Genomic DNA, 21819 nt, shown 5'->3' with positions numbered 1-21819 from the left:
GCTCTTCTTTGAGAGCGACCGCCGGGTTTTTCCGCCCGCGGCCGCGCGCCCGTTTACTGATCAACAGATCCTAACATTCCCACTCAGGAGACTGCGGTCAAGAACAAGGATGCCAGGATTTTTTGCACCGGAAGCGGCGGAAGCTGTCTACCGCCGTCCGTTTGCAAAGCGCCCTTACTTCGCGTCGGCCTTTTCCGGATCCTTGAGATCCTTGAACGTCTGGAACTCGACGTTCTGCAGCTCGCCGTTCACGTCCTTGACCTCGCGAATGTAGATGTTCTGGATGATGTCGCGCGTTTCTGGGTCGATCGAGACGGGACCACGCGGGCTCGTCCAGGAAAGGCCCTTGACGGCTGCCATGAAGGCTGGGCCGGTGACATCGCCCTTGGTCTTTTCGAGCGCTGCGTAAATCAGCGCCATGCCGTCGAAACCGCCGACAGACATGAAGTTCGGGCGCATGTCGGCATTGGCCTTCTTGAAGGCAGCGACATAGGCCTTGTTTTCCGGGCTGTCATGCGCGGTCGCATAGAAATGGCCGGTAATGGTGCCGATTGCCGGCTTGCCCATCGAGTTGAGGATATCGTCGTCGGTCACGTCGCCTGTCGCGATCAGCTTGATGCCGGCATCGGCGAGGCCGCGGTCGGCAAACTGCTTCATGAACAGCGAACCGGCACCCGACGGCAGGAACACGAAGACCGCATCGGGCTTGGCGTCACGGACGCGCTGCAGGAAGGGTGCGAAATCGGGATTGGCGAGCGGCACGCGCACGGCCTCGACGATCTCACCACCCTTGGCCTTGAATTCCTTGGTGAACCATTTTTCGGCGTCGATGCCCGGGCCGTAGTCGGAAACAAGCGTCACCACCTTCTTGATCTTGTTGGCGGCAGCCCAGGTGCCGACCGGCAGCGAATATTGCGGCAGGGTGCCGGAGGTGCGGGTGATGTATTCCGACGCCTTGGTGATCGAAGCCGTGCCGGCTGCCATGACCACCGACGGGATCTTCGCCTGGGTGGCGACCGGCGCAACCGCCATGGCAAGCGGCGTCAGGCCGAAACCGGCCAGAACCTTGGCGCTGTCGTTGACGACCAGTTCCTGGGCGATGCGGCGGGTCTGGTCGGCCGTGCCGGCGTCGTCGCGGATGACGAGTTCGATCTTCTTGCCGGCGACGGTGTCGCCCTTCATCGCCATGAAGGTCTTGGCGCCGGCCGAAACCTGGCGGCCGGTCGATGCGAACGGACCGGTCATCGGCAGGATGAGGCCGATCTTGATGGTTTCCTGGGCGGCGGCCGGAATGGCAGCCAGGCAGCTGAGCGCCACGCCTGCCGCTGCGATGAGCGTTCTTCTATTGAGCATGCTTCCCTCCTCCTCAGAGCGCTAAATTTTCTTATAGACGTCTTGCCGGACAGCATCCGGGCTTCAGCCCGGGCCTGTCATAACCGGTAGCCTATATCGTAGGCGGTCGATATGTCAGTCAACGGGTCAGGATGCTTTGGCGTCCCGCGGTTTTCAACTTTTCGTTAACCTCCAGAGGGCGGAACATCGCGATGCCCGCCCCAAACGCCAATCTCTCCACCCATCTGGCGCATTTGCACATTAGCCCGTCTGCGTCTTCAGGCTTAATCAGTTCATCTGCCGGACTTATAAGTTCTGGTTATAGCGATCGATCGGCCGGGCGCTCGGACCAGGTCGGCAGAAGTTCCAGAAACGCCTGCTGCGCTGCCGTCGGCAGCCAGTCCCTTCTCGTCGTCACCCCGATTGGTCGCGACGTGTGGCTGAGATCGAACGGCAACGCCCGCATCAGCCCGCGGGCGATCTCCGCTTCCGCCTGAAGACGGGAGGTGCAGCCGAGATGGTCGCTGGAATCCAGAAGCTCGCGCATCAGGATCAGCGAACCGGTTTCGACGATGCTCTTCGGCGGCCCGCTTGGAGAACCGGTAAAAACGCTGTCGAAATACCGGCGCATCGGTGTGCCGCTTTGGTTGACGACCCAGGGGAAGGCCGCAAGCTCCTCGACGGTCAGTTCCTCCCGGCCGGCCAGCGGATGCGCCTGGCCCGAAACCATGACCACCGTGTCGTGAAACAGCACCTTCTGCTCCACATCGCCGATCGGCGCCGGCACCCGAAGCGCGCCGAGCATGAAATCCACCTCGCCGCGGCGAAGCGCACCCAGCAGGTCTGGGTAAGGCCCCTCCTGGATCTGGATCGGCAAGTTCGGGCGGATCTTGCGGAAACCGGCGATCGCCTTCGGCAGCACATAGGATTTGGCAAGCGGGGTGGCGCCGATGACGATCTGGCCGATCTCGGCCGCCGTCAGTTCAGCAAGATCCGCATCCGCCTGTTCCAGCTCGATGAAGGCAAGCCTTGCCGCCTGGGCAAGAGCATGAGCCGCGCGCGTCGCGACGATGCCGTAGGACGTCCGTTCGAACAGCGAACGCGCCGCCTCCTCTTCGAGCTGGCTGACTGCGCGATAGACCGCCGGCTGGCTGAGGCCAAGGCGGGCCGCCGCAAGCGTAAAATTCTCGGTTTCGCGGACCGCGATCAGCGATTTCAGCTGCGCGGTCGTCGCCGTCACCCGCAGTCTCGGCGACAGTTCCGACAGCGCGGGATCGAGGTATGCGAAGGCGCGCTTGATGCGCAGCGCCAGGATTTCACCAGCGCCATTGGCAAAGATCCGCTGCGGCGTGCGGGAAAACAGCGGCAGGCCGGCGGTTTTTTCGATCTTCGACAACGCCTGGGTGACCGCCGGCTGGGAGACGAAGCAGAGCTCCGCCGCCTTTGTCACCGAGCCGGTATCGACGACCGCGAGGAACGCCCTCAGATGCCTGAGGCTGTGATGCAGGATCGTCGATGACGAAGCGGGCCGCGAGGAACTCATGATGGACTGTTCTAGCACATCTGGCTGATGCCGGAAGCGGAAGCCCGCCCTCCCTCGAGGGAGCTTCCTCGGCTGCCGCCCGTCCCTTGTCGCCCTTAGCTGGCCCCGTTGGAAACGGCTTCCCGGACCGCCAACTCGGCCATGGCGAGCGCCGCCTCGCGGGTCCTGGCAGCCGCAATAAACCGGCCATTATGGCAAAAGCTCGCGCCCTCGACGCCGCAGGCTGCCTCGAGATCGCGATCGGTCAGGCCGGCCCAGGCTGCCGGCAGATCGGCGCGCACCTCGAAACCTTCATCCGCACGGCGGATGGTCGTGAGGCACCAATCCTTGTCGCGCGGGTGAACGACGAACAACAAATGATTTGCGCCCGCCTTGATGATCGCCGGGCGGAACGGCATTCCCGTCGGCAATTCGAGAATGCGCCCCTCGCCCGTATCCACGATGGCCTGATGCACGAGCGCCTCGGCCCGCAGTTTGGCAGCGCTCTGGGCAATCCTTGCCTCGACGAAACTGCGGGCAATGGCAAGTGCCGCATGGAAACTGCCGTTTTCCGCTTCCGGGTCTTTTTCGTCGAACACGGGTTTCAGGGTTTCCAGGAGAGATGGCAGAGTGAGCCCGGCCAGCGGCCCCGCAATGGAGGGGCTGAGCGCACCATTGTCCATCAGATCGATCGGCAACACGAAGTTCGCATCGAAAGAGGCGTGCAGAGCCTCGATATGGGCCTGCGGAAGGCTGAGGGCGGCGAGGTAATCGCGGCCGTAATGTTTCCAGACCAGTCCGAACGAGCTGTAGGGCTGGCCGTCCCCGCGCAACGGCGCACCGCGCTGGTGATGATCGAAGACCTGCGCCGCAGCGTCATAGGCGCCGCCGACGTCATAGATGATGCGGTCGGCACCAGGCGTGATCCATTCCGGCGCCCGGCTGCGAACGATCCGAGCCTTTGGGAAAAGCCGGCTCAGGACGACGCTCGACAGCAGTTCGTCGGCATGGAAGCCACCCGAATGGGTGACGAGGAAATCTGGGGTCATGCCGGGATGCGCCTTGTGGTTCGCGGAAGGTTCGTTTGCGGTCAGCACCTGATAGCCATTGCCGAACGCCTGCTCAACCCGTCATTCGCCCGTTTGAACACGTATACAGCGGCTATATGAGCATTTCAGGAGATTGCAAGGATCTCCAACTCCTGACCGCCGGCCTCGACGACATCTCCGACAGCCTTGCCCATCAGCAGCCTTGCGACCGGTGAAACGAAGGAAATCGATCCGGCCTTGGGGTCCGCTTCATCCTCTCCGACGATCCGGTAGGTCTGGACGCGCCCATCGTCGCGGCTGAAGGTCACGGTGCTGCCAAAGGCGACATTGTCGATTGAAGTCGGATCCGGGACGAGCTGGGCCGTGTACACCCTTGCTGCAAAATAGCGCGCGTCGCGCAACGGATTTGCCTGCTGACGCCGCCGTTCATTGATGTCCTCGATCGCGCTCGCCGCGCCATAGGCCTCGCGTGCCTGCGCGAGCTGCAGTTCCAGCGCCTTCAGCCCCGCTTCCGTCACAAGGTTCGGATGCGGCGAAATCGGACGATCCGGCAGCAGGGTTTCCGAAGCGGTTTCGGAACTCTCTTCCTTGGTGAAGGCAACGCTCAATCTTAAAACTCCGTCTGTTTGCAGGGCCTCCTGCGATCGATGAGCGGTCGCCCACCTCTTTGTCAGAACCATGCATACGACGACAATGGACGAACCGCCAAACTCGATCCATGTTCTGCGGATCTGTATTTGGACCGACTGCAAGGATTATCTTGGGCAAAGGGTGTCGGAATCCCGTTTAGCCGACCGTCTTCAAGACAAACAAGCTACGGAGAGCACCGATGACGATTACCATTACCGCCTTTGAACAGTCGCCCGATCGCGGCAAAGGGCTGGCGCGCGACATGCGCGTTCGCTGGGCGCTCGAAGAAGCGGGCCAGCCTTACGACGTTCGTCTTCTGTCGTTCAAGGCAATGAAGGAACCCGCGCATCTGGCGCTTCAGCCTTTCGGGCAGATTCCGACCTATGAAGACGGCGATCTCGTCCTGTTCGAATCCGGGGCGATCGCGTTCCATATCGCCGAGCGGCATGGGGGCCTGCTGCCGGACGATGCGAATGCCCGGGCGCGGGCGATCGCATGGATGTTTGCCGCGCTCAACACGGTGGAGCCACCGATCTTTGACCGCAGCCTCGTCCGGATCCTCGAGCGTGACGAGCCCTGGTACGAGCAGCGTTTGCGCGCCCTCGACGGCACCATCCGGAACCGGCTGGCCGACCTTTCCCGCCACCTTGGCGACGCCGACTGGCTCGATGGTGCGTTCAGCGCCGGCGACCTCCTGATAGTGACGGTGCTGCTGAGGTTGAAAGCATCGTCGGATATGCTGGACGACTACCCAAACCTCACCGCCTATATCGCCCGCGCCGAAGCACGGCCCGCCTACAAACGGGCTTTCGAGGCCCAGCTGGCGGTGTTCAAAGCAGCATCAGCCGTCTGACAACGGGCTGCTTTCGGTCGCAAGCACCAATCGCCGGCGTCCCATTGAAACCCGGCATCGGCCTGGTCGATGGCGCGCGCACATCGTCACATTCATGCGTTCCGATGGCGTATTCGCTCTCAAGGAATAGCGGGCTCTTGTCGATCCGTCAGGATCGCGCTCGATATAACGTGGAAAAGATGATCCGCGCGCGGCACAAGCGGAGGCTGGTCGGCGAGCCACGCCAGGGCGCTGATCAGCGCGAACAGGTCATTGCCATCCATGTCGCCTCTCGCCACGCCGTCCGCCTGGGCACGGACAAGAAGCCGCGTGCCGGCTGCGCGCAAGCTGACGCATGAGGCGTGGAGCGCGGAGCCTTCATCAACGATTGCCGCAACCATCGGCGCAATGGCGCCCCTATAGGTGTGGGTCATCGCGATGGCCTCTCGCAGCCATGTCACGAGGGCGTTTCCGGCATTGTCCCACGTTTCAAGCTCACTCGCCCTTTGCGCCGACTCGTCGAACTTCGTGCGAAGCAAGGCCTCAAGCAGCGCTTCCCGGGTCGGGAAGTGGCGATAAAGCGTGCCAAGCCCTACGCCCGCCTTGCGAGCAACGTCGCGCAACGACGCGTCGGCGCCCTGTTCCGTGACAACGTGACGAGCGACGGCGAGTAGCTGCTCGTAGTTCTTTTTGGCGTCGGCTCGCATCGCACCCCTTGACAATCGGAACAGTGCTCCGGATATAAAGCGGAACAGTGCTCCGCATTAGTTAGCACACCTGCCGCGACGGAGAAAGCGATGTCGACCGAAACAATGAAAGCCATCCGGATTTACGAATACGGCGGCCCTGAAGTGCTGCGCTACGAGGATGCGCCGAAACCGGAATTGAAGCCGGGGGAAGTCCTCGTTCGCGTCCATGCCATAGGGATCAACCCGCCCGACTGGTATCTGCGCGATGGCTACAAGGCGCTTCCTCCGGAATGGCGGCCGCAGGTGCCTTTCCCGATCATCCTGGGCACGGATGTGTCCGGCGTTGTCGAGGCGGTGGCTGATGACGTCAGGGGTTTTTCCGTCGGAGACGACGTCTACTCCATGGTCCGCTTTTTCAGCGTCGGGGAAAGCAGGGCCTATGCCGAATATGTCAGCGTGCCGGCGTCGGAACTTGCGCTCAAGCCCGCCGGCATCGATCATGCGCATGCCGCCGGAGCGCCGATGTCGCTGCTGACAGCGTGGCAGTTCATGATCTCGCTGGGGCACGATGAACCGAACCCGCTTCAGCCGCATAAACATCAGCCCGTGCCGCTGGAAGGCAAGACCGTCCTCGTCAACGGCGCGGCAGGGGGCGTCGGGCACTTCGCGGTGCAGATCGCGAGATTGAAAGGTGCGCATGTCATCGCCGTGGCATCCGGCAAGCATGAGGCGCTGTTACGGGAACTCGGTGCCGACGAATTCATCGATTACACAAAAACGCCGCCCGAAGAGGTTGCGCATGACATCGATCTTGTCGTCGACGCCCTCGGCGGGCCGACCACCGGCCGTTTCCTGCGCACACTGAAGCGCGGCGGCGCCTTGTTCCCGGTCTACCCACTAGGCTTTTCGGGTGCCGAGGAGGCCGAAAAGCTCGGCGTCACCGTCTCGACCACCCAGGTCCGTTCGAGCGGAGCCCAGCTGGCAGAAATCGCGCGCTTGCTCGACGACGGGACGATCCGCGTCGTCCTCGATAGCACCTATCCGCTCGCCGACACTCGCAAGGCCCATGAACGAGCCGCCAGGGGGCATATCCAGGGCAAGATCGTGCTCACGGTCGGCGCGTGAGTGCGAAACCGTAAACGCATCCCATATTCCAAACGAAAATGGCGGACCGAAGCCCGCCATTCCTGTCTCAGGGAGATCAATCCGCCTTACTTGGCGTTCGGGTCCTTGATCTTCGGGAAGGTTGCGAATTCGACGTTGTAGAGTTCGCCGTTCACTTCCTTGACTTCGCGCATGTAGATGTCCTGGACGATGTCGCGGGTGGCCGGATCGATAGCGATCGGGCCGCGCGGGCTTATCCAGGTGGCACCCTTCATGGCTTCGATCAGCTTGGTGCCGTCGGTATCGCCATTGGTCTTCTTCAGCGCCATATAGGCGAGCGTCATGGCGTCATACCCGCCGACGCCCATGAAGTTCGGGCGCATGTTGTTGTTGGCCTTCTTCACCTGGGCGACGAAAGCCTTGTTTTCCGGGCTGTCATGCAGGGTCGAGTAGAAATGGCCGGTGATCACGCCCTTGGCGGCCGGACCCATACCGTTCAGCAGGTCGTCGTCAGTGACGTCGCCGGTGGCGATCAGCTTGATGCCGGCGTCGGCCAGACCGCGGTCGACATACTGCTTCATGAACTGCGCGCCGATGCCGGCCGGCACGAAGGCAAACACCGCGTCAGGCTTGGCGTCACGGACGCGCTGCAGGAAGGGGGCGAAATCCGGGTTCGCCAGCGGAACGCGGATCGCTTCGACGATCGTGCCGCCTTCCTTCTTGAACTGGTTGGTGAAACCCTGCTCGATATCGATACCCGGACCGTAATCGGAGACCAGCGTCACGACCTTCTTCAGATTGTTCTGCACCGCCCAGGTGGCCACCGGAACGGCGGACTGCGGGCCGCCCATCGAGGTGCGGGCGTAATACTGCGACTGCGGCATGATCGCCGAGGTCGTTGCCGAGGTGATGATCGCCGGGATCTTCGCCTGGTTGAGAACCGGCGCGACCGACATGGCAAGCGGCGTCAGGCCAAAACCCATCAGCATCTTGGCGCCGTCATTGACAACGAGTTCCTGGGCGATGCGGCGGGTCTGGTCGGCGACACCGCCGTCGTCGCGCAGCACGACTTCGATCTTTTTGCCGGCGACCGTATCGCCGTTCAGCGCCATATAGGCCTTGACGCCCGCTTCGACCTGGCGGCCGGTGGACGCGAACGGGCCGGTCATCGGCAGGATGAGGCCGATCTTGACCGTTTCCTGCGCGGATGCCGGAATGGCAACGAGACCGCCCATGGCGAGACCTGCCGCAGCCATCAATGTTCTTCTGGTAATCATTTTCTTTCCTCCTCTAAGACGACCTGTTCTCAAAGCTCCTCGTGACAGACCGCGTCCTCCTTGCGGCCCCCAGCCCATCACAGCCTGTGGGATATATCGGGGACATTGGAACCAACAGTCAACGGGTGACGATAGCCTCAAATCCCACTTGCTTCCGTTTTCGTTAACCGACAACCCGGCCAGACATTCCAGCCGTATTCCAGGGTTACTTTACGGATTCATGTATACAATTTCGCCTTTAACAGCGTTTCTCGCGGAAAACGGCTCCTCAAATCGACCGGCGTCGATCAAAATTCGCGCGCCTAAAGAAAACCCATTGAAAAAGGAATTCCCTGTGCGGCCAGGAAAGCCGCCGGCCAGCCCTATTTCCTCCATACCCTTATACTAGCAATAGGTCTGTATACATTGCCTGTCAATATTAGCCTTTAGCGTGACGAGGTGTCAGGCCTTGTCGGCAGAACGATCCGCGATGAACTGTTCGTAACGTTCAGCCAGCAATGCCGCCGCCTCGTCGATGAACGCGGCATCGACATCCGGCGAAAACTCGATACGCCGACCCCTGCCGTCGCGCCTGATGCGGGCGAAAACCTTGCCGCTGCTGTCCTTGAGCTCTTTCGGCTTCGGCGCCTCCGGTTTGATCCGGCGCAACAGCCGGTCGAAGAGGAACTGGAAGCGCTGATCGCTGCCGGCCGACTGGAACCGCTGGAAATGAATCTCGTCATGGGCGGCGTTCTGGGCAGCGCCCGATTGCAGCATTGCGCCGAGCTTCATCCACCGGTCACGGCCGGCCTTTGGTGCCGGGCCGATGATGCGGATGAAATTTTCCGGAATGCCGTCCACCACCTGCATCAGGCGCGACAATTCGCTCTTCTGCACCGCGAGCGCATCGCCGATCACCTTGCGGTCGAAACCCCGGCTTGCGAGGTTTTTGGCAAACAATCCGCGCTCGATGAAGGTGAGGTTGCGGCGTTCGGCATTTTCCTTGCCCTGCGCCAGCACCAGCTCGTCGTCGGACAGCGGCCGGATGATGGCCTTGACCTCGATCCCCAGGCGAGCGGCGGCACGCACGCGGCGGTGGCCGTAGGCGGTCTGGTAACGGCCGCTTTTGTCCGGATGCGGGCGCAGCAGCACCGGCACCTGCTGTCCGCTCTCGCGGATGCTGTCGATCAGGGCTGCGAAATCCTCGTCGTCGCGATCGTCGAGCCGCAGCCGATCCTCGATGAAGGAGGAATCGATCTTCTCCGGATGGACGTTGACGACGCGTTCGCCGTCACTGAGCGCCTGGCGCAGCGCCCGCGCCTCATCCGCATCGCGGGTCATGGTGCCAAGCGACAGGCCCATCGCCTTGACAGCGCCGGATGCGCTGCGGGGCGGCGGCGCGCCCTCCCCCGCAGCAACCGGGCCGGTTTCGGCTTCGGGCATGGATTTGGTTTCAGGCGCACGGGCTGGCTCGCTCGGTGCAAGTCCTCCCGCAAATAGCGCCCTCAACTCGTTCTTGCGGCTTCCAGCCATCGTCATCGCCTTCTCTTGATGTCCTGCTTGCGCCTCACCATCCCCAGGCGGAGTGGATCAGCGCCTCGACCTCGCCGTTGACGGCATTCATTGCTTCGACGGCCCGGTCATAAGTGGTGCGAGTGAAGTTCTCGCGGCCGACCTCGTAGAGCGTCTGCTTGGTGAGGCCGGCATCCGATACCGCCGTCGATTTCAGCATCGGCGCGGTCAGCACTCGCTCACCGAACAGCGAACGCATGAAGCCGACAATCTGCGCCTGCGGCCCGTCGTTCGGTTCAAACCGGGTGACGAGATAGCGCAGGAAATCGAAATTAAGCGTGCCGCCCGCCTCGCGCACCACCGACAGTAGGTCGGAGGTCATGAACAGGAACTGGTTCATCGACGCGACGTCGAGCATCTGCGGATGCACGGTGACGACGACCGAGGTGGAGGCGCAGAGCGCCGACAGCGTCAGGTAACCGAGCTGCGGCGGGCAGTCGATCACCACCACGTCGTAATCGGCCTCGACCGTCTGGATGGCGGCCTGGATGCGGGCAAAGAACAGCGGCCCGGCATCCTGGCCTTCCTGCCGGCGCGCCAGCGCCTGCGGCGTCACATGTTCGAATTCCTGCAGCTCGATATTGCCGGGGATGATATCGACGCCCGGGAAATAGGTGCCGCGGATGATATCCGAGAGCGGCCGCTGCTCGGCATCGTAGCGGATTGCGCCGTAAAGCGTGTCGTTGCCGGTGAGATCCAGCTCCGGCTGATAACCGAACAGTGCAGAGAGCGAAGCCTGCGGATCGAGATCGATCGCCAGCACCCGGTGGCCGGTAAGCCCGAGATATTGCGCCAGATGCACGGCGGACGTGGTCTTGCCGGAACCGCCCTTGAAATTGGTGACCGAGATGACCTGCAGATGTTCGCCGCGGGCGCCGTCGCGATGCGGCAGGTAGGAACGCGCCTTGGCGTGGTTGCCTTTGGCGAGCGCCTGGTCGGCGAGGTAGTGGCGGAGCGCGTTGATGTCGGCGAGCGAATAGAAGCGCCGCCCGCCGGCACCGGTTTCCGGCTGAGGCCCCTCCCCTGCCAGCGAAAGCTGGCGCAGGTAACCGTCGGAGACACCGATCAGCTTGGCGGCCTCGCCGGACGAAAAGGCTCTCAGCGTTTTCATCGAGGCCGGTGGGAAAAGCCGCTCGCGCATCGCCTTCAGCTGTTCGGACAGTGCCCGCGCATCCCTGGCGATCGCCTCGTCGGCGAGCATCCGCGGCTGGGCCGTGACATCCGCGCTCAGAGCACCCGATTTTTTCGCCGATACAGCCATGGGTTCTTCCTCATTCGTGCCGACCATGCCCTGCTCCTTTTTGAACCACCGGAAACAGGATAGGCCTCCGATGTGAAGCCGGGTTGACCGGACACCATTCTTTTACCGATTTATACGGCAAGCTGCCGTACTAACAGGCAGAGCGACCGGTTACGCCAAAACGGAAATTCTTCGTCTCCTGCCGTTACCAACCTGGGCGACACGGCGATTCGCGTCAAGGATTTTTTGGTTAACAAGACATTAAGCATGGCTATCAGTCGTTTTCCCCGGCATTTGCTGCATGCAAGCATAACCTGCCGGAAACGGAAGGGGATGAAACTATTTTGTCGCCCGTGCTCTAAAAATCCAGGGCAATAACATCAGGGATGTGTTCTCAACCATCATCAAGTTGACAGCTGTCAACCGCCGATAGCCTTCGGATATTTTGTGGCCGTCCGTCAACCAGCTGCCACGGCCGGCATGCCGACAAGAGCCTTCTTCCGCAACAGGAACAGCCCGTAGATCGGAAGGGGAATGACGAGGGCGATGAAGAGCAGTTGGCTCCAGAACACGCCCTCCCCGCTCACCCTCAGCAGCGTGAGGCAATAGCTCCAAACGGCATGCAGCAGGATGCAGGGATAAAGCGAGCCGGTTCTGACGCGGATTGCCGAAAACAAAATGCTCAGGAGGAAGCCGAGCATCATATCGCCAACCCCTTGTTCCCAGGCGCCGTACCAGATCCAGACGGGAAGCCAGGCGATGCCGGCAAGAATGCTCGATATCCACGTCGTCTTGAGGTCCGAATAGCGGGATCGCAACCCCGCAAACAGGATGCCCCGGAACATCAGTTCCTGCGAGGCCGCTCCGAGCGCCGTCGAGACAAGCAGCGAGGATGCCAGCGCGATCGACGGAAGGCCGGACCAGACCGCCAGCAGCAGGAACCAGACGGCATAAAGACCGGGCAGCCATGCCAGCAGCAGCGAACGCCCGGAACTCGGCGCGGCAAGGCCGACTTCCCGGCTGTCGAACAGAGCCGACATGCTGATCAGGAAAATAACCGCGAAGAGCAATGCCTTGGGAATGGAAATGCCGCCAAGATCGATGGAAGGCTCACCGACAAGCGCCAGAAGCGGACCTGCAAGCCACCCGATCAGTGCCCAGCCGAGCAGGATCAAAAGCGACAGCCCCAATCGATTACCGGTTATGCGCTTCATGATCCCTCCCCAGCACAGGCGTTGCCTGACGCTTCGGTTAGACCATCAATCGCCTGCAACGACCATAGAGGCGCCCCGCCATCCCCAGGGATGATGCGCGCGATCGAGTTGACAGCTGTCAACCTGCCCGTTGCTCGAGGAAGTCTGTCGAGATGCGACGTCACGTCTCAGCCCTCAATTGCTAAAACTCGAGCGACCAGGGAAACAGGATATAAGAACCGGGCCGCTATATTCGGCCATGAGCAAATTTCCGCTTCTGGTATTCGCCGCCTCACTCGCCGCTTTCACCACGACTGGCGGCTACGCAATTGCGCCGCGCGAGTGGTACGACCCCGCCTGCAACATCAAAGGCAATGTCTCCATCAGTTCCCGGGAACGAATCTTTCATGTTCTCGGGCAGCTGGATTACAATGCCACTATTATCAGCAGGCAATACGGAGAGCGATCGTTCTGCAGCGAAGATGAGGCACAGTCTGCGGGCTGGCGCAAGGCTACCCGCTAAAGGGTGGACTTGAGTTGACAGCTGTCAACCTGCCTCCGCCGGTCGCCGATAACCGCGCTTCACCTTGCTGCGGACAAGCGCCACCAGCCGGCGTTCCGCCTCCAGCCGCGAGCCGAACAGATCGATGCGGAAACGGCCCTTGGTACCGATACGGCCCCAGTTGCGGGTGAGCGCCGCTCCCTCGAAAAGATCGGGTTCGACGCTAAGCACGTAGAAGCGGGCCATGTTGCGGGCGGGGTCGCGGCGGGTGAGGGGAAGCGGTCCGCTGGTCATGCCGGCAGAATCGCAAGTCCCGATTCTGCCGTCCAACGACATGATTGAATCGATCCGGCCTCATCGATTCACGGCGCTGATGGGTTCAGCGCAGCAGCGATTTCAGAAGCCTTGCAACGCTCTTCAGCGGCTCCAGATACCGGTCCGCCATTTCGGCGGCGGGGACGCTTGCCGCCGGCGCGCCGATATTGATTGCGGCGACCACCCGGCCGCGATCGTTTTCCAGCGGCACCGCGATCGAACAGAGGCCGAGTTCCAGTTCCTGGTCGATGACGGCAAAACCCTGCTCGCGGACGCGGGCAAGCTCCTCCATCAGCCGGATGGGGTCGGTGAGCGTGCGGGGCGTGAAGGATTTGAGATTGCTCTGTTTCAGGAGCGCCAGGCTCTCGTTGTCGGGCATGGCCGCCAGCAGGACGCGGCCCATCGAGGCGCAATAGGCGGGGAGGCGGCTGCCGGGCATCAGGTTGATCGACATCACCCGCTTCTGCGAGGCGCGGGCGATATAAACGACCTCGGTGCCGTCGAGCACGCTTGCGGACGCGCTCTGGTGAACCTCCTCGGCGAGCTTGTCGAGAAAAGGCTGGACGATGTGGGGCAGGGGGGTGGCGGAGAGATAGGCATGGCCGAGCCGCAAGATCTTCGGCGTCAGCACGAAGAATTTTCCGTCATAGTCGGCATAACCGAGTTCGGCCAGGGTCAGCAGGCAGCGGCGGGCCGTCGCCCGGTCGAGCCCGGTCGCCTTCGCCACATCGGCGATCGCCAGCCGCGGCGTCGTCTCACCGAATGCCTCGATGACCTTCAGGCCTCGCGCGAAACCGCTGACGAAATCCGTTTCCTGCATGGTTTCTCCCTGTGTCTCGCCCTTTGTCGACGCAATGTGAAGCCGCGAGGATGTGCAGGCTCCGCATCGCCAGTTCGCACAATATGTGCGATATATGAACAAAAGTCAATTATCGCACATATTTCTTGCTGTCTTTCCCATGCTGATCTATCTGTTTTCGCGGAGGCACGGCGGGCACGTTCGCCGGGTATAGCGAAGGAGATATCCCGTATGGACAAGACAATCGGGAGCACGGCGGAAGCCGTCTCCGAGATCGGTGATGGCGCGACCATCATGATCGGCGGTTTTGGCGGATCGGGGGCGCCGATCGAACTGATCCACTCCCTGATCGACAAGGGTATCAAGGACTTAACCGTTATCAACAACAATGCCGGCAATGGTCGTATCGGAATTGCCGCGATGATCGACGCGGGCATGGTCAGGAAGATGATCTGCTCGTTTCCGAAGTCGTCGGATCCGCGCGCCTTTACCGACCGTTATCTCGCGGGCCAGATCGAGCTTGAACTCGTGCCCCAGGGCACGCTTGCCGAGCGTATCCGCGCCGGCGGCGCTGGCATCCCGGCCTTCTACACCCCGACCGCCTACGGAACCGAACTTGCCAACGGCAAGGTGATCGCCGAGTTCGACGGCCGCCATTATGTCCAGGAGCGCTGGCTGAAGGCGGATTTCGCCATCGTCAAGGCGCAGCTCGGCGATCCATTGGGCAACCTCACCTACAACAAGGCCGGCCGCAACTTTAATCCGCTGATGTGCATGGCCGCCGCCAAGACGATCGTGCAGGTGTCGAAGATCGTGCCCCCAGGCGGCATCGATCCCGAGCATGTCGTGACGCCCGGCATCTTCATCGACCGCGTCGTCGAAGTGCCCAACCCCCAGCAGGAAGAAATCCTCATTCGCGCCGGAGTGGCTTACGCCCCAGGAGCACAGGTATGACCCTCAACACCCGAGAAGACATCAAGCTTTCCAACGCCCAGATCGCCTGGCGCGCCGCCCAGGACATAAAGGACGGCGCCTATGTGAACCTCGGCATCGGTTTTCCGGAAATGGTCGCCCGCTACCAGCCGCCGGGCCGCGAGGCGATCTTCCACACCGAAAACGGCATCCTCAACTTCGGCGAAGCGCCGGCCGAAGGCGAGGAGGACTGGGACCTGATCAACGCCGGCAAGAAGGCCGTGACGCTGAAGCCGGGCGCTGCCTTCTTCCACCACGCCGACAGCTTTGCCATGGTGCGCGGCGGACATCTCGACGTCGCCATATTGGGCGCGCTGCAGGTGGCCCAGAACGGCGACCTCGCCAACTGGCGGGTCGGCTCAAAGGGCGTGCCGGCCGTCGGTGGCGCCATGGACCTCGTGCACGGCGCCAAGCAGGTCTGCGTCATCACCGAACACGTCACCAAGAACGGCGACCCGAAATTAGTTGAAGCTTGCACCTTTCCGCTGACCGGCGTTGCCTGTATCACTCGGGTCTATACGAGCCACGCCGTCGTCGACATCGTCGAGAAGCATTTCGTCCTGCGCGAAAAGCTCGCCGGCATGACAGTCGAGGAACTGCAGGCCATGACCGGCGCGCGCCTCCATATCGATGGACCGGTTGCCGATCTCGTCGTGCCGAAACTGTGAGAGAGAAGATCATGACCGAAGCCTATATCTGCGATTATATCCGCACTCCGATCGGCCGTTTCGGCGGCTCGCTCTCCGCCGTTCGTGCCGACGACCTTGGCGCTATCCCTCTGAAAGCGTTGATGGAACGTAACGCTTCCGTCGATTGGGAAGCGGTTGCCGATGTCATCTACGGCTGCGCCAACCAGGCCGGCGAAGACAATCGCAACGTCGCCCGCATGTCGGCGCTGCTTGCCGGACTGCCGGTCTCGCTCGGCGGCACCACCATGAACCGCCTCTGCGGTTCGGGCATGGATGCGGTCATCACCGCCGCCCGCGCCATCAAGGCGGGCGAGGCCGAACTGATGATCGCTGGCGGCGTCGAAAGCATGTCCAGAGCGCCCTTCGTGATGCCCAAGGCCGATACCGCGTTCTCGCGCAATGCCGAGATCTTTGACACCACGATCGGCTGGCGCTTCGTCAACCCGCTGATGAAGAAGCAGTATGGCGTCGATTCCATGCCGGAAACCGGCGACAACGTGGCGATCGATTACAAGATTTCCCGCGAAGACCAGGACGCGTTTGCGGTCCGCAGCCAGGCGAAGGCCTCGGCAGCTCAGGAGAACGGCCGTCTCGCCAAGGAAATCACCTCGGTGACCATCCCGCAGCGGAAGGGCGATCCGGTGATCGTTTCGAAGGACGAACATCCCCGCGCGACCAGCATGGAAGCGCTTGCCAAGCTCAGGGTGTTGAACAAGATCGAGGGTGCTACGGTGACCGCCGGCAACGCGTCGGGCGTCAACGACGGCGCAGCGGCCCTGATCATCGCCTCGGAAGCGGCGGCGAAGAAATACGGCTTGACCCCGATCGCCCGCATCATGGGCGGCGCCACCGCCGGCGTTCCGCCGCGCATCATGGGCATCGGCCCGGCGCCGGCCACCCAGAAGCTTTGCGCCCGTCTCGGCATCTCGCCGAAGGATTTCGACGTGATCGAACTCAACGAAGCCTTTGCGAGCCAGGGCATCGCGGTTCTTCGCGAACTCGGCCTGCAGGAAGACGCCGAACATATTAACCCGAACGGCGGCGCGATCGCACTTGGCCACCCGCTCGGCATGTCCGGCGCCCGCATTTCCGGCACCGCAGCGCTCGAACTGTCGCTCCGCAAGGGCCGTTACGCGCTTGCGACGATGTGCATCGGCGTGGGGCAGGGGATCGCGGTCGCTCTGGAACGCGTGTGATCCAAAGCTACTCCCTGCCCTGAACGGGAAGGGAGTTCCCCCTTTTCCCGAAACATGGCCGAAGGCAGGTTTGACGTCGGCGGGGCGTCCCAGATCTAGTTTACCTGCACGCCGCGCTGCTTCAACGTTTCCAAAACTCCGCGTGCGGCCGGCGCCCCGGAAAAACGGCCCGCTTGTCTGAGCGACGGCAGATCGAGCAATGCTTCGATGTTTTCGGACGGAACGTTGATGCTGACCCGTTCCAGTTTCGTAAGCGGCGCTAGGTCGCGAATATCAACCTTGTCGATCATCGAGATCACGGAGATGAATTTCAGGTTCGGGCAGAAGCGGATACCTGACAGGTCCTTGATATCGAACGCGTTTTCTTCGCCGCCCCAGAAATACCAGACATAGGGGTAGATCGCAGCGCCTCCGTCGAATTCGATCCAGTCGACGGAAGCCAGGAGTTCGTCGGTCAAAGGATAGCGGGAGAGATAATCCAGCGCTTCCGGAATGCGCTCGTAACCCTCCTTTTCCAGGTCGACCGGGCGGCCCAGCACATGGCTCGCAAGCTCTTCCGGCGTGCCGAGATCAATCGCCTTGGAACGCATAAGGGCAGAGAGCACCGCCAGCTTCAGGTTAACATCCGAGAAAGGCGCGCCGGGATCGCCGCTTGCGGCCGGGTAGGGCGGTGCGGTCGGCTCCCTATATTCGGCATCGGGATTGGAAATGTTGATCTCGTAGACCGTGTCATAGGTGATGCGGGCGGAAAGCTCGCCTTCCTGCAATTGCTTCCTGCCGAAACGGGTAGCGCGCCGTACCTTGCTTTCCTCGCCGATCTGCATATCGGGCACAGTGGTGCGAAGATCGGCAAGCGAAATACCCATGGGAACGCCGGCAATCGTATGCTCGAAGCGGGAGTTGAAATTAACGCTGCCGATCAGTCCCTTCCGATCGATCCGCACGATGACGCCATACGTATTCTCGAGAATGTCGATCAGGCCGCCCTTGTGGGGCGGCGGCGCGCGCCAGGCAGACCCCATCGCCTTCTCGACGGCCGACATCGGCATGCCAGGTCGTAGAGCCGCAAGCGCTGCGGCATCAACCGGTTTACTCGACGCCGCCATGCCTTGACCTCCCGCTGTCGCCCACAGAGCCAGCGCAGCCCCGCCGATCAGAAATTCACGCTTCCGCATGATCCCCGTCTCCATCCATGAACCCATAGCCGCTCGCGGCAAAAGGGATATGCTGCGGCGCGGCTGAATTTCAACGTCTTCGAAGTACCCGCACGCCGCTCTCTGACACATCGTCGCAACCGGGCATCAGGCCTTGGGTCCCGCATCCGCTGAGCCTATATAAGGCGGGCTGCAAATGCGGTGGAACCCAAGGTTTTGAGATGAGCGACGAATTGCAGGGGCGCGCGGCGCATATCGCGGCGATCCGGGAACGAGCGGAAGCGGAAATGAAGGCGATCGGCGTCGATGATGCCTTCATCGACACGCTGGTCGACACCTTTTATGGCCGCATACTGGCGCATCCGGAACTGGGACCCGTATTCGACGCGCGGCTTTCCGGACGCTGGCCGGAGCACATGGCGAAAATGAAGAGCTTCTGGTCCTCCGTCGCCTTCCGCAACGGTGCCTATGGCGGAAAGCCGGTCCAGGCGCATGCAGGCGTCGCCAACATGACGGCAGAGCTTTTCCCAAAATGGCTGGAGCTGTTTGCCGCGACGCTGGACGACATGGCTCCGAGCCCCGAGGCGAAAGCCTGGTTCATGGCAACGGCCGAGCGCATCGCAAAAAGCCTGACGCTGTCGCTCTTCTACAATCCGGCGCTGGACGACCCGGCGCTCAAGCAGGCCTGACGGCCGGCGGCGCCCTAGCGCCTAGAGGTGGCGGCCCGCATCCAGCGCTTCCTCGGCCTCATCGAGCGACATCTCGAAGATTCTCCTGCCGATATCGAAGCTGAAACCTGCCCTGGCGAAGGTGGAGAACTCCTTCGCCTTGCGTTTTTCGTCGAGCGCGCCCTTCCGGAACGGCCCGAAGGCGCGTTTGCGGGCCAGGATGATGGCCGCATGGAAATCATCCGCCTCGGCAATGGCGGCCGCCACGGTGCTGCTCGCCACGCCCTTCTGCGACAGTTTCTGGGCAATGGCCCGTCTGGACCTGCCGCCGCGCATGCCCGAGCGGGTGCTCGTCTCGGCAAAGGCGGCATCATCCAGCGCCTTGTTGTCATAGGCGAATTTCACCGCGAACTCGGCCAGCGCCCTGACCTGGACTTCGCCGATATCCTCGAATTTCTCACGTGCCTTGCGCGCTATGGCATCGAAGAGCTGCTTTTCCGTGTGCATGCGCCGGTTTATGCGATAGATCGTCGAATTGCGCGCCCATGACAGCATGCGCGGCGTCGGTGCATCGGATTGCGGCGTCTCGTCGTCCAGATCCAGTTCAGGCCTCCAGCACTGTTTTGACTACGGCTGGGCTGCTTACACCAGGTAGGCCCGGCGAAACAACATCGCCGGACATCCGGTGAGGCCGGTGGAGGGCTGTTTCAGACCGTGGGCACCGTTTTCAACACATCCTGATGCACGACGATCCGGGCATGGTAGGGGACGCGCGCATAGAGATCCATGACGTCCTGGTTGACCAGGCGCACGCAGCCCGACGACGACGCCTTGCCGATGGAAGCCCATTCCGGCGAGCCATGCAGGCGGTAGAGCGTATCCTGGCCGTTCTGGAAGATGTAGAGTGCCCGCGCACCGAGCGGGTTCTTGACGCCCGGATCCATGCCGCCGTTCTCGATCGAAAACTTCTTGAGGCTCGGCTGGCGCGCGACCATTTCGTTCGGCGGTTTCCAGCGCGGCCAGGGCTGGCGCCAGTGGATGACGCCTTCGCCCTGCCAGGCAAAACCGTCCTTGCCGATGCCGACGCCGTACCGCATCGCCGTGCCGCCGGGCTCCACCACGTAGAGAAAACGGCCGGGCGTATCGACGACCACCGTGCCCGGCAGTTCGCCGGTCGGATCGACCACGCGCTGACGATAATATTTCGGGTCGATCTGCTTGTAGGGGATCGCCGGCAGGAGGTGGCCGCTGTCCTCGACGGCGGCGTACCGGGCCTGCAGCTCCGCTTCGCTGGGGGGCTCGATCGGACGGCGGGCCATTTCCGGGACTGGAGCTCGCTCAGCGGTGGTGGCGCAGCCGGCAAGCGTCGCGGTCATCGAGACGGAGCCTATCACGAAGGCGCGCCGCGACATCTGGTATTCGCTGGTCATGGACCCAAAGATCTTTCTGAAAATCAACGTATGTGAGCTAGTAGCGGTTTCGAGCCCTGACCAGCAAGACGCGACGCATTCACATCACGGTGACCCGTCCGTCATCGAACAGCTGGCAAATTCAATCCGTCGCCTTGGCCTCGTAAAACGCCCTGACGTCGCCTGCAAAACTGCGGCGTGAATCCGGCCTGGTGTAGAACATGTGCCCGCCGCGATAGACCTTCAGTTCGGCGCGGCCGGCAGCAAGTTCAGGCGGCAGGTGGTCGATGACGTAGCGGCTGGCGCCGTAAGGCGTCAGCGCGTCGCTGTAGCCGTGGGCGATCATCAGCTTGAAGGACGGGATGACCGAAAGCAGGTCGCGGATATCGGTGCTGGCGCTGGCGAGCGAGCGCGAATCTCCGCCACGGCTGCCGTTCCACTCCCAGCGGCGGTTCACCTCCTCGTTCAGCAGCGAATAGGTCATTTCGCTCGCAAACCCGAGCTCGTTGCGAGCATAGGCGGCAAACGCGGCGCCATAGGCGCGCGTGTAACCTTCGAGGATCGGGTCGTCGTTGCGGGTGACGGCATCTTCCGGATAGGCATCCGGCACCGCGTAGGCAGCGTCATAGGGGCTGACGATCTTTCCCGGCCCCCCCATCTGCTTGGCATAGACATCGCCCACGAAACCGCGGGTGCGGACGACGATGTCCTTCGGAATGCCGGTGAGTTCGGAAACCCGGCCATAGAGCGTATCGGCCGCCTGGCCGGTGGGGGAGGGGCCGGCGAGCCCGACGAGATAGTCACCGATCGCGAAACGTTCGGCATCGGCAAGCTTTTCCGGCGTGAACTGGTTGCGGCGCTCCAGCTCGGCTGCGGCGAGCGAGGGAAGCTGTAGCGCCGCACTCAAGGGATCGTCGGAATTGGCGAGGAAACGACCCTCCACCAGCGGCGACAGCATGATAATGCCCGAGGCCAGCATCCCCTGACTGTTCTTCAGAGACACGGCGACCTTGGCGGCGCGAAAACCGCCATAACTCTCGCCGAGCAGGTATTTCGGCGCATCGAGCCGGTTGTTCTTCTGGACGTAGAGCGCGATCGCCTTGGACAGGCTGTCGGCATCCTGCCGCACGCCGTAATAACCGCCGGCCGCGTCGTTGCTGGCGGCGCGGCTCCAGCCGGTACCGACCGGATCGATCAGCACGAGATCGGTGAACGCGAGCCAGCTTTCGGGGTTGTCCTTCAGCCGGGGCGTCGTGCCATTGTCGCCGGTCGCCCCGAATTCCAGGATTTTCGGACCGACCAGACCGAGATGCAGATAAGCGGAGGCGGCGCCCGGGCCGCCGTTGAAGGCGAAGGTGAGCGGCCGGCCCGACGTTCTGTTCTTCGCGATATAGGCGGTATAGAAGATTTTCGCCGAGCGATTGCCGTCCTGGCCGAAGAGATCCAGCGTGCCGGCTGTCGCGGTATAGGGGAGATCGCCGGAAGGCGCCTTGAAGACATGTTCGGTGGTGGAATCGGCCGGGATCAGGCTGAAGATGCCACCACCGCCACCCTGCTCCGTCTGGCGCCCCCGCTCGCGGTTCTCGTCTCCACCGCGCTGCTGCTGCGCTAGAACTGGCGCCGAAAGGGCAAGGACTACGGCGAGAGATGCAATCATCCGATGGAACGTCAAACTGAAATCCTCCTTGGCCAGCCG

General features: G+C 62.3%; 22 protein-coding genes. 7 read left to right on the top strand and 15 right to left on the bottom strand.

The window, feature by feature from the left end; genetic code table 11:
• Positions 1 to 174 precede the first annotated feature (174 nt).
• The 4 genes from RG540_RS23150 to greA all read right to left on the bottom strand — a co-directional run bounded on the left by RG540_RS23150 (position 175) and on the right by greA (position 4511).
• Positions 175 to 1353 (bottom strand): ABC transporter substrate-binding protein, encoded by a 1179-nt coding sequence (locus tag RG540_RS23150; RefSeq protein ID WP_041363889.1) that lies wholly within the window; start codon positions 1351 to 1353, stop codon positions 175 to 177.
• Between the two features lie 298 nt (positions 1354 to 1651).
• Positions 1652 to 2875 (bottom strand): LysR family transcriptional regulator, encoded by a 1224-nt coding sequence (locus RG540_RS23145; protein ID WP_041363887.1) that lies wholly within the window; start codon positions 2873 to 2875, stop codon positions 1652 to 1654.
• Positions 2876 to 2970: 95 nt separating this feature from the next.
• Positions 2971 to 3903 carry an MYG1 family protein gene (locus tag RG540_RS23140; protein WP_041366235.1) on the bottom strand — a complete coding sequence of 311 codons (933 nt, stop codon included), beginning with the start codon at positions 3901 to 3903 and terminating at the stop codon, positions 2971 to 2973.
• A gap of 125 nt (positions 3904 to 4028) precedes the next feature.
• Positions 4029 to 4511: a transcription elongation factor GreA gene (gene greA, locus RG540_RS23135; RefSeq protein ID WP_041363884.1), complete on the bottom strand. Its 483-nt coding sequence runs from the start codon at positions 4509 to 4511 to the stop codon at positions 4029 to 4031.
• 221 nt (positions 4512 to 4732) lie between these two features.
• Between greA and RG540_RS23130 the strand changes: the two genes are divergently transcribed.
• Positions 4733 to 5386: a glutathione S-transferase family protein gene (locus tag RG540_RS23130; protein WP_041363883.1), complete on the top strand. Its 654-nt coding sequence runs from the start codon at positions 4733 to 4735 to the stop codon at positions 5384 to 5386.
• 119 nt (positions 5387 to 5505) lie between these two features.
• On the opposite strand, the gene RG540_RS23125 is transcribed toward RG540_RS23130, so the two are convergent.
• Positions 5506 to 6072, bottom strand: a complete 567-nt coding sequence (locus RG540_RS23125; RefSeq protein WP_041363880.1) for a TetR/AcrR family transcriptional regulator — start codon at positions 6070 to 6072, stop codon at positions 5506 to 5508.
• A gap of 90 nt (positions 6073 to 6162) precedes the next feature.
• On the opposite strand from RG540_RS23125, the gene RG540_RS23120 reads away from it, so the two are divergent.
• Positions 6163 to 7179, top strand: a complete 1017-nt coding sequence (locus RG540_RS23120) for an NADP-dependent oxidoreductase (protein WP_041363878.1) — start codon at positions 6163 to 6165, stop codon at positions 7177 to 7179.
• A gap of 86 nt (positions 7180 to 7265) precedes the next feature.
• On the opposite strand, the gene RG540_RS23115 is transcribed toward RG540_RS23120, so the two are convergent.
• The 4 genes from RG540_RS23115 to RG540_RS23100 form a co-directional block, all read right to left on the bottom strand.
• Positions 7266 to 8435 (bottom strand): ABC transporter substrate-binding protein, encoded by a 1170-nt coding sequence (locus RG540_RS23115; protein ID WP_041363875.1) that lies wholly within the window; start codon positions 8433 to 8435, stop codon positions 7266 to 7268.
• Positions 8436 to 8876: 441 nt separating this feature from the next.
• The gene (gene repB, locus RG540_RS23110; protein WP_041366234.1) at positions 8877 to 9947 is read right to left on the bottom strand and encodes a plasmid partitioning protein RepB; all 1071 of its coding nucleotides are present in this window, start codon (positions 9945 to 9947) and stop codon (positions 8877 to 8879) included.
• 34 nt (positions 9948 to 9981) lie between these two features.
• Positions 9982 to 11187: a plasmid partitioning protein RepA gene (gene repA, locus RG540_RS23105; RefSeq protein ID WP_244446794.1), complete on the bottom strand. Its 1206-nt coding sequence runs from the start codon at positions 11185 to 11187 to the stop codon at positions 9982 to 9984.
• A gap of 497 nt (positions 11188 to 11684) precedes the next feature.
• The gene (locus RG540_RS23100) at positions 11685 to 12440 is read right to left on the bottom strand and encodes a CPBP family intramembrane glutamic endopeptidase (protein WP_080725056.1); all 756 of its coding nucleotides are present in this window, start codon (positions 12438 to 12440) and stop codon (positions 11685 to 11687) included.
• A gap of 238 nt (positions 12441 to 12678) precedes the next feature.
• Between RG540_RS23100 and RG540_RS23095 the strand changes: the two genes are divergently transcribed.
• Entirely contained in the window at positions 12679 to 12942 is a 264-nt protein-coding gene (locus RG540_RS23095; RefSeq protein WP_041363870.1) for a sunset domain-containing protein, read from the top strand.
• Positions 12943 to 12966: 24 nt separating this feature from the next.
• On the opposite strand, the gene RG540_RS23090 is transcribed toward RG540_RS23095, so the two are convergent.
• Entirely contained in the window at positions 12967 to 13215 is a 249-nt protein-coding gene (locus RG540_RS23090; protein WP_041363868.1) for a WGR domain-containing protein, read from the bottom strand.
• Positions 13216 to 13300: 85 nt separating this feature from the next.
• Positions 13301 to 14056, bottom strand: coding sequence for an IclR family transcriptional regulator (locus RG540_RS23085; protein WP_041363865.1), 756 nt, complete (start codon positions 14054 to 14056; stop codon positions 13301 to 13303).
• A 210-nt stretch (positions 14057 to 14266) separates the two neighbouring features.
• On the opposite strand from RG540_RS23085, the gene RG540_RS23080 reads away from it, so the two are divergent.
• Genes RG540_RS23080 through pcaF form a run of 3 tightly spaced genes read left to right on the top strand, consistent with a single transcriptional unit; the run spans position 14267 to position 16892 of the window.
• Positions 14267 to 14989: a 3-oxoacid CoA-transferase subunit A gene (locus RG540_RS23080; RefSeq protein WP_041363863.1), complete on the top strand. Its 723-nt coding sequence runs from the start codon at positions 14267 to 14269 to the stop codon at positions 14987 to 14989.
• A complete protein-coding gene (locus RG540_RS23075) occupies positions 14986 to 15675 on the top strand; it encodes a CoA transferase subunit B (RefSeq protein ID WP_041363862.1) in 690 nt (229 codons plus the stop codon). Before RG540_RS23080 ends, RG540_RS23075 begins: the two co-directional genes overlap by 4 nt.
• 11 nt (positions 15676 to 15686) lie before the next feature.
• Complete coding sequence (pcaF, locus tag RG540_RS23070) at positions 15687 to 16892, top strand: 3-oxoadipyl-CoA thiolase (RefSeq protein WP_041363861.1); 1206 nt, start codon at positions 15687 to 15689, stop codon at positions 16890 to 16892.
• Between the two features lie 95 nt (positions 16893 to 16987).
• On the opposite strand, the gene RG540_RS23065 is transcribed toward pcaF, so the two are convergent.
• On the bottom strand, positions 16988 to 18067 hold the full coding sequence (locus RG540_RS23065) for a DUF7256 domain-containing protein (RefSeq protein ID WP_244446745.1): 1080 nt from the start codon (positions 18065 to 18067) through the stop codon (positions 16988 to 16990).
• Positions 18068 to 18267: 200 nt separating this feature from the next.
• On the opposite strand from RG540_RS23065, the gene RG540_RS23060 reads away from it, so the two are divergent.
• Positions 18268 to 18735 (top strand): group III truncated hemoglobin, encoded by a 468-nt coding sequence (locus tag RG540_RS23060; protein WP_041363860.1) that lies wholly within the window; start codon positions 18268 to 18270, stop codon positions 18733 to 18735.
• A gap of 21 nt (positions 18736 to 18756) precedes the next feature.
• Here RG540_RS23060 and recX read toward each other — a convergent pair whose 3' ends face one another.
• From recX to RG540_RS23045, 3 genes are all read right to left on the bottom strand, one after another.
• The gene (recX, locus tag RG540_RS23055; RefSeq protein WP_041363859.1) at positions 18757 to 19311 is read right to left on the bottom strand and encodes a recombination regulator RecX; all 555 of its coding nucleotides are present in this window, start codon (positions 19309 to 19311) and stop codon (positions 18757 to 18759) included.
• A gap of 110 nt (positions 19312 to 19421) precedes the next feature.
• Positions 19422 to 20144 carry a L,D-transpeptidase gene (locus tag RG540_RS23050; protein WP_041363858.1) on the bottom strand — a complete coding sequence of 241 codons (723 nt, stop codon included), beginning with the start codon at positions 20142 to 20144 and terminating at the stop codon, positions 19422 to 19424.
• Positions 20145 to 20265: 121 nt separating this feature from the next.
• Entirely contained in the window at positions 20266 to 21780 is a 1515-nt protein-coding gene (locus RG540_RS23045; RefSeq protein ID WP_041366231.1) for a S10 family peptidase, read from the bottom strand.
• Between the last annotated feature and the right edge of the window lie 39 nt (positions 21781 to 21819).

The organism is Neorhizobium galegae bv. orientalis str. HAMBI 540, assembly GCF_000731315.1.
GTDB classification, from domain to species: domain Bacteria; phylum Pseudomonadota; class Alphaproteobacteria; order Rhizobiales; family Rhizobiaceae; genus Neorhizobium; species Neorhizobium galegae.
This window is presented reverse-complemented; position numbering and strand designations above follow the sequence as displayed.

What these genes read in the sequence shown, in the direction of transcription:
- RG540_RS23150 (WP_041363889.1), bottom strand. Translation starts at nt 1,353, where the DNA reads ATGCTCAATAGAAGAACGCTCATCGCAGCGGCAGGCGTGGCGCTCAGC.
- RG540_RS23145 (WP_041363887.1), bottom strand. Translation starts at nt 2,875, where the DNA reads ATGAGTTCCTCGCGGCCCGCTTCGTCATCGACGATCCTGCATCACAGC.
- RG540_RS23140 (WP_041366235.1), bottom strand. Translation starts at nt 3,903, where the DNA reads ATGACCCCAGATTTCCTCGTCACCCATTCGGGTGGCTTCCATGCCGAC.
- RG540_RS23130 (WP_041363883.1), top strand. Translation starts at nt 4,733, where the DNA reads ATGACGATTACCATTACCGCCTTTGAACAGTCGCCCGATCGCGGCAAA.
- RG540_RS23125 (WP_041363880.1), bottom strand. Translation starts at nt 6,072, where the DNA reads ATGCGAGCCGACGCCAAAAAGAACTACGAGCAGCTACTCGCCGTCGCT.
- RG540_RS23120 (WP_041363878.1), top strand. Translation starts at nt 6,163, where the DNA reads ATGTCGACCGAAACAATGAAAGCCATCCGGATTTACGAATACGGCGGC.
- RG540_RS23115 (WP_041363875.1), bottom strand. Translation starts at nt 8,435, where the DNA reads ATGATTACCAGAAGAACATTGATGGCTGCGGCAGGTCTCGCCATGGGC.
- repB (WP_041366234.1), bottom strand. Translation starts at nt 9,947, where the DNA reads ATGGCTGGAAGCCGCAAGAACGAGTTGAGGGCGCTATTTGCGGGAGGA.
- repA (WP_244446794.1), bottom strand. Translation starts at nt 11,187, where the DNA reads ATGCTCGCCGACGAGGCGATCGCCAGGGATGCGCGGGCACTGTCCGAA.
- RG540_RS23100 (WP_080725056.1), bottom strand. Translation starts at nt 12,440, where the DNA reads ATGAAGCGCATAACCGGTAATCGATTGGGGCTGTCGCTTTTGATCCTG.
- RG540_RS23095 (WP_041363870.1), top strand. Translation starts at nt 12,679, where the DNA reads ATGAGCAAATTTCCGCTTCTGGTATTCGCCGCCTCACTCGCCGCTTTC.
- RG540_RS23090 (WP_041363868.1), bottom strand. Translation starts at nt 13,215, where the DNA reads ATGACCAGCGGACCGCTTCCCCTCACCCGCCGCGACCCCGCCCGCAAC.
- RG540_RS23085 (WP_041363865.1), bottom strand. Translation starts at nt 14,056, where the DNA reads ATGCAGGAAACGGATTTCGTCAGCGGTTTCGCGCGAGGCCTGAAGGTC.
- RG540_RS23080 (WP_041363863.1), top strand. Translation starts at nt 14,267, where the DNA reads ATGGACAAGACAATCGGGAGCACGGCGGAAGCCGTCTCCGAGATCGGT.
- RG540_RS23075 (WP_041363862.1), top strand. Translation starts at nt 14,986, where the DNA reads ATGACCCTCAACACCCGAGAAGACATCAAGCTTTCCAACGCCCAGATC.
- pcaF (WP_041363861.1), top strand. Translation starts at nt 15,687, where the DNA reads ATGACCGAAGCCTATATCTGCGATTATATCCGCACTCCGATCGGCCGT.
- RG540_RS23065 (WP_244446745.1), bottom strand. Translation starts at nt 18,067, where the DNA reads ATGCGGAAGCGTGAATTTCTGATCGGCGGGGCTGCGCTGGCTCTGTGG.
- RG540_RS23060 (WP_041363860.1), top strand. Translation starts at nt 18,268, where the DNA reads ATGAGCGACGAATTGCAGGGGCGCGCGGCGCATATCGCGGCGATCCGG.
- RG540_RS23050 (WP_041363858.1), bottom strand. Translation starts at nt 20,144, where the DNA reads ATGACCAGCGAATACCAGATGTCGCGGCGCGCCTTCGTGATAGGCTCC.
- RG540_RS23045 (WP_041366231.1), bottom strand. Translation starts at nt 21,780, where the DNA reads ATGATTGCATCTCTCGCCGTAGTCCTTGCCCTTTCGGCGCCAGTTCTA.